Origin of the sequence: Streptomyces sp. NP160 (assembly GCF_006335115.1) — a bacterium.
Taxonomy (GTDB): Bacteria; Actinomycetota; Actinomycetes; order Actinomycetales; family Quadrisphaeraceae; genus Quadrisphaera.
On the sequence record NZ_VDMJ01000031.1, the window covers coordinates 79,253 to 87,803 of the forward strand.

General features: G+C 75.8%; 7 protein-coding genes. All 7 read right to left on the bottom strand.

Annotated elements, in window-relative coordinates:
• Positions 1–459 carry a 30S ribosomal protein S16 gene (gene rpsP / locus FHN55_RS16495; protein ID WP_139713421.1) on the bottom strand — a complete coding sequence of 153 codons (459 nt, stop codon included), beginning with the start codon at positions 457–459 and terminating at the stop codon, positions 1–3.
• Between the two features lie 155 nt (positions 460–614).
• Positions 615–1,376 carry an amino acid ABC transporter ATP-binding protein gene (locus FHN55_RS16500; protein ID WP_139713422.1) on the bottom strand — a complete coding sequence of 254 codons (762 nt, stop codon included), beginning with the start codon at positions 1,374–1,376 and terminating at the stop codon, positions 615–617.
• Positions 1,373–2,248: an amino acid ABC transporter permease gene (locus FHN55_RS16505; RefSeq protein ID WP_180357898.1), complete on the bottom strand. Its 876-nt coding sequence runs from the start codon at positions 2,246–2,248 to the stop codon at positions 1,373–1,375. The genes FHN55_RS16500 and FHN55_RS16505 overlap by 4 nt, the downstream gene beginning before the upstream one ends.
• Positions 2,245–3,135 (bottom strand): ABC transporter substrate-binding protein, encoded by an 891-nt coding sequence (locus tag FHN55_RS16510; RefSeq protein ID WP_139713424.1) that lies wholly within the window; start codon positions 3,133–3,135, stop codon positions 2,245–2,247. The genes FHN55_RS16505 and FHN55_RS16510 overlap by 4 nt, the downstream gene beginning before the upstream one ends.
• A gap of 59 nt (positions 3,136–3,194) precedes the next feature.
• Positions 3,195–4,289: an amidohydrolase family protein gene (locus FHN55_RS16515; protein WP_139713425.1), complete on the bottom strand. Its 1,095-nt coding sequence runs from the start codon at positions 4,287–4,289 to the stop codon at positions 3,195–3,197.
• Between the two features lie 24 nt (positions 4,290–4,313).
• A complete protein-coding gene (gene ffh / locus FHN55_RS16520) occupies positions 4,314–5,924 on the bottom strand; it encodes a signal recognition particle protein (RefSeq protein WP_139713426.1) in 1,611 nt (536 codons plus the stop codon).
• A 76-nt stretch (positions 5,925–6,000) separates the two neighbouring features.
• Positions 6,001–8,451 (bottom strand): [protein-PII] uridylyltransferase, encoded by a 2,451-nt coding sequence (locus FHN55_RS16525; protein WP_257571067.1) that lies wholly within the window; start codon positions 8,449–8,451, stop codon positions 6,001–6,003.
• Positions 8,452–8,551: the final 100 nt, after the last annotated feature.

The following is an 8,551-nucleotide window of genomic DNA, read 5'->3' on the forward strand; positions in this document are numbered from 1 at the left end:
TCAGGCCGAGGTGCCCGAGGAACCGGCCTCAGCCGGCTCGTCGGTGCCGTCGGGCTGCTCGGCGTTGGCGACCTCGGCGGGCTGCACGGCCTCGCCCTTGTCGGCCTTCTTCGGCTTCTCGCGCTTGTCGGCGGAGAAGTCCTCGGAACCGGCGGCGGGGGCCTTCGGCTCCTTGGTCTTCAGCGTGCCCTCGGTGCCCGGGAGGCCCTTGAAGGTCTGCCAGTCACCGGTGATCTTGAGGATGGCCTCGACCTGGGGGGACGGCTGGGCGCCGACGCCGAGCCAGTACTGCGCGCGCGCACCGTCGACCTCGATGAGCGAGGGCTCCTCGGTCGGGTGGTACTTGCCGATCTCCTCGATCGCACGACCGTCGCGCTTGGTGCGCGAGTCGGCGACGACGATGCGGTAGTACGGGGCGCGGATCTTGCCCAGGCGCTTGAGGCGGATCTTGACAGCCACGGGGTAGTGCTCCTGCTTCGCTTCGCGGGTGTGGGCCGGCGGCCGCGCGTGGGGTGTCGCGCTGCGTCGGGCCCGAGGACCAGCGGATCGCGGAGAGAGGGGCCGCACACCGCCGAGTACAGCCCTCGATTGTGCCAGAGGTCGGAGGGTGCTGCTCACAGCCTCCCGGCCTCGACCACCCGGCGCAGGAACACCCTCGTCCGCTCGTGCTGCGGGTCGGAGAGCACCTGCTCGGGCGGGCCCTGCTCCAGCAGCACCCCGCCCTCGAGGAAGCAGACGACGTCGGCGGCCGAGCGGGCGAAGCCCATCTCGTGCGTGGCCATGAGGATGGTCATGCCGCCGGCGGCCACCTCGCGCACCAGCGCCAGCACCTCCCCCACCAGCTCGGGGTCGAGCGCGGAGGTCACCTCGTCGAGCAGCAGCAGCCGCGGCTGCACCGCGAGCGCCCGCACGATGGCGGTGCGCTGGGCCTGCCCGCCGGAGAGCTGGTCGGGGAAGGCGCGGGCGCGGGCCGCGAGGCCGATGCGCTCCAGCAGCTCCATCGCGGTGGCCTCGGCCTGCTCGCGCGGCACGCCGTGCACGCGGCGCGGCGCCAGGGTGACGTTGTCCAGCACCGACAGGTGCGGGAAGAGGTTGTACGCCTGGAACACCACTCCGATGCGCCGGCGCACGGCGTCGGCGTCGACGCGGGGGTCGGTGACGTCCTGCCCGTCGAGCCACACCTGGCCGTCGTCCACCTGCTCCAGGAGGTCCACGCAGCGCAGGAGGGTCGACTTGCCCGAGCCGGAGGCCCCGATGAGCGTGACCACCTGGTGCTCGTCGACGTCGAGGTCGACTCCCCGCAGGACCGGCGCACCCCCGTAGGCCTTGACGAGGTTCCGGACCCTCAGGACGGGGGGCTGCTCCGGCTCGCTCACAGGACGCCTCCCGCCTGCTGCCGTCGCCGCGCCCGGGCGGTGGCCCAGTCCGCGAGGCGCACGGTGGGGACCGCCAGGAGCACGAAGAGCAGTCCCGCGACGACGTACGGCGTGAAGTCCGCCGTCTGCGCCGACTGGATCTGCGCTTGGCGCACGGCGTCGATGGCGCCGAGCACGGAGATGAGGCCCACGTCCTTCTGCAGGGCGACGAGGTCGTTGAGCAGCGGCGGCGTCACCGTCCGGACGGCCTGCGGGAGGACGACGAGGCGCGTGGTCTGGCGGTGGGTGAGCCCCAGTGCTCGCGCCGCCGCCCGCTGGCTCGGGTGGACGGACTCGATGCCCGCCCGGAAGACCTCCGCCACGTAGGCGCCGTAGGTGAGCACGATGGCGATCGTCCCGAGGACCACCGCGCTGGTCGGCACGCCCTGCAGCCGCAGCCCGGGCACGCCGAAGCCGACGATGTAGAGCAGCACGATGAGCGGGAGACCTCGGAACACGTCGGTGTAGGCGGTGGCGACGATCCGCACCGGGGCCCACACAGGGCCCCGCAGCGTCCGCAGCAGCGCCACCACGAGGCCCACGACGAGCACGCACACCGCGGCCACGACGAGGACGCGGACGTTGAGCCAGAGGCCCTCCAGGACCAGCGGGAACGACTGCTTCGCGACCTCCGGGTCCAGGAAGGACTCCTGCGTGCGCGGCCACCCCGGAGCGCTCGTGGTCCCGAGCACGAGCACGACGGCGAAGAGGACCGTCGAGAGGACGGCGATCCCCGTCGAGCGCCGCTCGCGGGAGCGCCGGTAGGAGCGCCGGCCCTGCTCGACCTCGCTGACGGGCGGGACGACGCCCCCCTCCCGCGGTGGTGCGGTCACGTCAGGACGGGCGCCTGCGCCGCCTCGTCCAGCCACTCCTGCTGCAGCTTCGCGAGCGTGCCGTCCTCGCGGAGGGTGTCGACGGCGCGGCTCACGCACGCGGTGAGCGGTGATCCCTTGTCGAGCACCATGCCGAAGGTGTCGGTGGCGCCGCCGCTGGGCGTGGCGAGCTGCCCGACCACCTTGCCGGCGTCGAGCTGGGCGGCCGCCATGTAGAACGCGGTGGGCAGGTCGACGACGATCGCGTCGACCTGGCCGTTCTTCAGCGCGGCGACGGCGTCGTCGTTGGTGTTGAAGACGCTCGGCTGCTGCGTCGGCTGGACCTGGTCGGTGATGGCCGTGTAGCTGGTGGTGCCCACCTGGGCCCCCAGGCGCAGGTCCTTGAGGCCCGCGAGGTCCGTCACGGAGGCGGCCTTCGAGGCGCCGTCGGTGACCACGGCCTGCGCGACGTCGTAGTAGGGCGTCGAGAAGTCGACGGCCTGCTTGCGCTCCTCGGTGATGGAGAACTGGTTGATGTCGACGTCGAACTGCTTCGGGCCCGGGGCGATGGCGGCGTTGAAGTCGGCCACCGTCCAGGTCACCTGCTCCTTGGAGTACCCCAGCTGCCCGGCCACGGCGTAGGCGACGGCGGACTCGAAGCCCTGGCCGTTGCTGGGGTCGTCGTCCGAGAACCACGGCTCGTAGGCGGGCTGGCTGGTGGCGACCGTGAACGTCCCCGGCGTCAGCGTCTGCAGGTCGGTGGGCGAGCAGCTCGCCGTCGTGGAGGCCGAGCCGCCGGCGCTCGCAGCGCCGGCTCCCGCGGTCTCGTCCTGCGGGGCGCAGCCCGCGACGAGCAGGGCGGACGCGCCGGCGAGGGCGGTGATCAGCAGGGCGGGTCGGCGCAGCACGCGCCGAAGAGTAGTTGAGGTCCGCACGACCGGACGGCCGCCGACCGCAGCCCGTCGGGTCACGGTCTGACGGTGCGTCCGCGCAGCACCACGGCGCGTGGCGCTCGCAGCACGTCGACGTCCTCGCGGGGGTCGGCGGGCAGCACGAGGAGGTCGGCCGGGGCCCCCTCCTCCAGCGCCGCCGCCCCGAGGTAGGCCCGCGAGCCCCACGTGGCGGCGCTCAGCGCCTGCAGCGGCGCCAGACCGGCCTGCACCAGGGCCGCGACCTCGTCAGCGACCAGCCCGTGCGGCATCTCCGTGCCGGCGTCGGTGCCGACCAGCAGCCGCACCCCGGCGTCGACGGCGTCGCGCACGGCCTGGGGGCGCCGGGCGTGCAGCGCCCTCATGTGCGCCGCGTAGGCGGGGAACTTCGGGGTGCCCGCGGCCGCGAAGTCGAGGAAGCGCGCGGTGTTGACGAGCGTCGGCGTGATGGCCACCCCCGCCGCGGCCGCGGCGGCGGCGGTCTCGCCGTCGAGCCCGGTGGCGTGCTCCCAGCAGTCGACGCCGGCGGCGAGCAGGTCGGGCAGGGTCTGCTCGGAGAACGTGTGGACGGCCACGCGCGCGCCGAGGGCGTGCGCGGCACCGACGGCGCGCGTCAGCTCCTCCACGGGCCAGCACGGCGCGAGGTCGCCGGTGGACCTGTCGATCCAGTCCCCCACCACCTTGACCCAGCCGTCACCGGCACGCGCCTGGGCGCTGACCGCGGCCACGAGGTCCTCGGGCTCGACCTCGTCGCCCACCCCGCGCAGGTAGCGCCGCGAGCGCGCGACGTGCCGACCGGCGCGCAGCACGCGGGGCATCGCGTCGTCGTCGTCCATCCAGCGGGTGTCGGCCGGGGAGCCGGCGTCGCGCAGCAGCAGCGCACCGGCGTCGCGGTCGGTCTCGGCCTGGCGGCGGGCGGTGTCGGCGTCGACCGGCCCGGCAGGACCGAGGCCCACGTGGCAGTGCGCGTCGACCAGGCCGGGCAGCACCCAGCCGTCGAGCTCCTCGGCGCCGTCGGTGGAGGTCGGGCGGTCGAAGGTGACGCGCCCGTCGAGGACCCACGCGCCGTCGCGGACCTCCACCTCCCCGGACTCGTCCAGGCGGGCGAGCACGGGCCCGGTGAGGTGGATCATGCTCGGCGGCCCGTCAGACGCCCGTCAGCGGCCGAGGTGCTTCTCGAAGCCCGGCGGCAGCTCGAAGCCCGGCGGCAGCTGCGGCTCGTCGCCGCCGGCGCCGAAGGCGGCGCCCGGCCCGAACGCCGAGCCGCGGCTGGCCAGGGCCTTCTCGGTGGCGGCGCGCTCCTGCTCGGCGCGCTTGGCGGGGTTCCCCGACTTCGCCTTCTTGCCCTTGGGCGGCGGGGCCTGCATGCGACCGCGGGACTTCTTGCCGCCCGCCAGGCCGGCCATGCCGCCGCCGGGGCCGCCGCCCGTGCCGCCGAGCGCGCCGGCCAGGCCGCCGCCGCCCTTGGCGCGCATGGCGCGCATGACCTTCTGGGCCTCGGTGAACCTGTCGATGAGCTGGTTGACCTCGCTCACCTCCACGCCCGAGCCCCGGGCGATGCGGGCGCGCCGCGAGCCGTTGAGCACCTTGGAGTTGCGGCGCTCCAGGGGCGTCATGGACCGCACGATCGCCTCGATGCGCTTCATGGCGCCGTCGCTGGCGAGCTCGTCGAGCTGGTCCTTCATGGCGCCCATGCCGGGCAGCATCCCGAGCACCTTGTTGAGCGGGCCCATCTTCTTGAGGGCCTGCATCTGGGTGAGGAAGTCCTCGAGGGTGAAGTCCTCGCCGGCCTCGAACCGGCTGGCGAGCGCCGCGCTCTCCTTGGCGTCGAAGGCGCGCTCGGCCTGCTCGATGAGGGTGAGCACGTCACCCATGTCGAGGATGCGCGAGGCCATCCGGTCGGGGTGGAAGACCTCGAAGTCGGCCAGGCCCTCACCGGTGGAGGCGAAGAGCACCGGGCGGCCGGTGGTGGTGGCCACCGACAGGGCGGCGCCGCCGCGGGCGTCGCCGTCGAGCTTGGTGAGGACGACGCCGGTGAGGTCGACGCCCTCCTGGAACGCCTGCGCGACGGCGAGCGCGTCCTGGCCGATCATCGCGTCGACCACGAACAGCACCTCGTCGGGCTGCGTGGCCTCCCGGATGTCGGAGGCCTGCTGCATCATCTCCGCGTCGACGCCGAGGCGGCCCGCGGTGTCGACGACGACGACGTCGTACTGCTTGTCGCGGGCGTGCTCGACGCCGCGGCGCGCCACCTCGACGGGATCGCCGACGCCGTTGCCGGGCTCGGGGGCGAACACCTCGACGCCGGCGCGCTGGCCGACCACCTGCAGCTGGGTGACGGCGTTGGGCCGCTGGAGGTCGCAGGCCACCAGCAGCGGGGTGTGCCCGGTGTCCTTGAGGTGCTTGCCCAGCTTGCCGGCCAGCGTGGTCTTGCCGGCGCCCTGCAGGCCCGCGAGCATGATCACGGTCGGCGGGTTCTTGGCGAAGCGCAGCCGACGCGTCTGGCCGCCGAGGACGCCGACGAGCTCCTCGTTGACGATCTTGACGACCTGCTGCGCGGGGTTCAGCGCCTGCGAGACCTCAGCGGACAGCGCCCGCTCGCGGATGCTCCCCGTGAACGCGCGCACCACGGGCAGGGCGACGTCGGCCTCGAGCAGGGCGCGGCGGATCTCGCGCACCGTCGTGTCGACGTCGGCCTCGGTGAGCCGGCCCTTGCCCCGCAGGCCCTTGAAGGTCGCGGTGAGACGGTCGGACAGGGAGCTGAACACGACGTCCAGGCTACCGGCGGGCGGGCGCACCCAGGTCGGTCGCCGGTCGGCTGCTGGTCGGCTGCTGGTCGAGCGGTCAGGCGTCGACGTCGGCGGCGGCGCCCAGCACGGACACCGCCGCGGCGACCCGGGCGGGGGCCAGCGGACTCCCGTCGGGCTCGCCGAGGTAGAGCACGTCCACCGCCTGGCCGCCGTAGGTGGCCACGTGGGCGCTGTGGATCTCCACGCCGATGCCGGCCAGCTCCGAGCCGAGCGCGTGGAGCAGGCCGGGCCTGTCGAGGGCGCGGACCTCCACCACGGTCGCCTCGCCCGAGGCGCCCGGCAGCACGAGCACCCGCGGCGGGGCGGTGGCGCGGGTCGCCGCGGCGGAGCTGCCGGGCCGCCAGCCGGCGTCGCGGCGGCGCATCGGCTCGAGGACGGCGTCGTCGCCGGCGGCCAGGCGGCGCAGGCCGGTGAGCAGGACGCTCGGGTCGGGCAGGCCGGCGGGCGCCTCCACCCACCAGGTGTCCACGGCCACCCCGGGTCCCCCTTCCCCGCCGCAGGGGCCCTCCACCGTGCGGACCAGCGCGGAGCGCACGGACAGGCGGTGGCTGGCGAGCAGCCCGGCCTGGTCGGCGAACAGCCCCGGGCGGTCGGGCGCGACGACGTGGACGGCGTGCAGGCCCGCGACGTCGTCCACGCGGATGCGCGGCTGCCCGTCGGCCAGGACGCCGGCCACGGCCGAGGCCTCGGTGTCGGTCAGCGGTGCGGGCCCGGGTGGCTCGTGCCCCTGCAGCACCCGGCGCGCCCGCGCCGTGAGGGCGTCCACGAGGCGCGCGCGCCACGCGGTCCACGCGGCGGGACCAGCGGCCCGGGCGTCGGCCTCGGTGAGGGCGCGCAGCAGGTCGAGCACGTCCTCGCGCCCGTCCACGGCGTCGACCAGCTCGGCCACGGTGCGCGGGTCGTCGGGGTCGCGGCGGGTGGCGAGGTCCACGAGCGTCAGGTGGTGCAGGACGAGGCGGTGGACCACGGCGGCGTCACCCTCGGACAGCCCCACGCGCCGCGCCACCCCCGCGGCGATGGGAGCCCCCTTGGCGGAGTGCTCCTCGCCGCTGCCGATCTTGCCGAGGTCGTGCAGCAGGGCGGTGAGCAGCAGCAGGTCGGGGCGCGAGACCGAGGAGCGCAGCGGCTCGGCCTCCACCGCCGTCTGCACCAGGTGCCGGTCCACGGTGTGGCGGTGCACGACCGTGCGCTGGGGGCGGTTGCGCACGGCGGCCCACTCGGGGAACCACTGCACCACCAGCCCGGCCTGGTCCAGCGTCTCCCACACCGGCACCTGCGCCTCGCCGGTGCCCAGCAGGTCCACGAGGGCCTCGCGCGCGGGGACGGGCCAGGGCTCGGGCAGCGGTGCGCCGCCGGAGGCGAGGTGCTCGGCGGTGATCGGGGAGAGCGGCAGGCCGGCCCGGGCGGCGGTGGCCGCGGCGCGCAGCGCGAGGGCGGGGTCGGTCTGGGGGCGCGCCTGCGCGCCCAGCCACAGCTCGTCCTCGTGCTCGACGAGGTCGGGGCCCAGGCTGCGCAGCCGGGGGCGGGCGCGGCGCAGGCCGCGCCGGGAGGTCATGGCGCCGCGGGCGCGGCGGGTGGTCCGGTCCAGGGCGTGGGCCACGGCCCGGGCGGCGCCGGCCACGCGGGCCAGCAGCTCGTCGGCGTCGGACAGGCCGAGCGCTGCGGCCACGGCGTCCTGCTCGGGCAGCAGCAGCCGGTCCCCCGCGCGCCCGGTCACGGCCTGGAGGCCGTCGCGCACGTCCAGCAGCAGGCCCGTGGCCTCGTGGAGCACGCCGTGCGCCCCTCCCTGGCCGTGGGGGGCGTCCGCCACCCAGCTGGCCACGAGGGCGCGCAGGACGACGACGTCGCGCAGCCCGCCGCGGGCCTCCTTGAGGTCGCCCTCGAGCAGGTAGGCGAGGTCGCCCTGCAGGCGGTGGCGCTCGGCCACCTCGTCCAGCAGCACCGGCAGCCGCTTGCGGGCGGTGCGCCGCCAGTCCTCGCGGACGGCCTCGCGGGTGCGCAGCACCATGGCGGCGTCCCCGGCGAGCGGGCGCAGGTCGAGCAGGCCGACCGCGGCGGAGGCGTCGGTGGCGGCCACCTCGCGGCACTGCGCGGGAGAGCGCACCGAGTGGTCGAGCCGCAGCCCGGCGTCCCACACGGGGTACCAGACCCGGTCCGCGAGGGCGGCCACGTCCTCGGTGCTCAGCTGGCGGCCGTCGTGGAGGATCACGAGGTCGAGGTCGCTGGCGGGCCCGGCGTCGCGGCGGGCGTGGCTGCCCACCGCGGCCAGGGCGATGCCGGAGGCGGTGGCGTGGGCGCCGGCCGCGGGGCCGGCGGGGTCGGACAGCACGGCGTCGGTCCAGACGTCCTCGAGCCAGGCGTCCACCAGCCCCGCGAGCCGCTCGCGGCGCTCGGGGCCGCGCGCCGGGTCGTCCAGGCCGGCGCGCACGGCGAGGGCGAGCCGCTCGCGCCGGAGGTCCCGTCGGGGGATGGCTCCTGCGGTCACGTCTCGCCCTCTCGTCGGTGCTGCGGGGTCGCCGGGGACCCCGCGGGGAAGCGGTGCGGGCGGTGCTCCTGTCGCTGTCTCAGCGACAGGAGCACCGCCC

What these genes read in the sequence shown, in the direction of transcription:
- FHN55_RS16515 (WP_139713425.1), bottom strand. Translation starts at nt 4,289, where the DNA reads ATGATCCACCTCACCGGGCCCGTGCTCGCCCGCCTGGACGAGTCCGGG.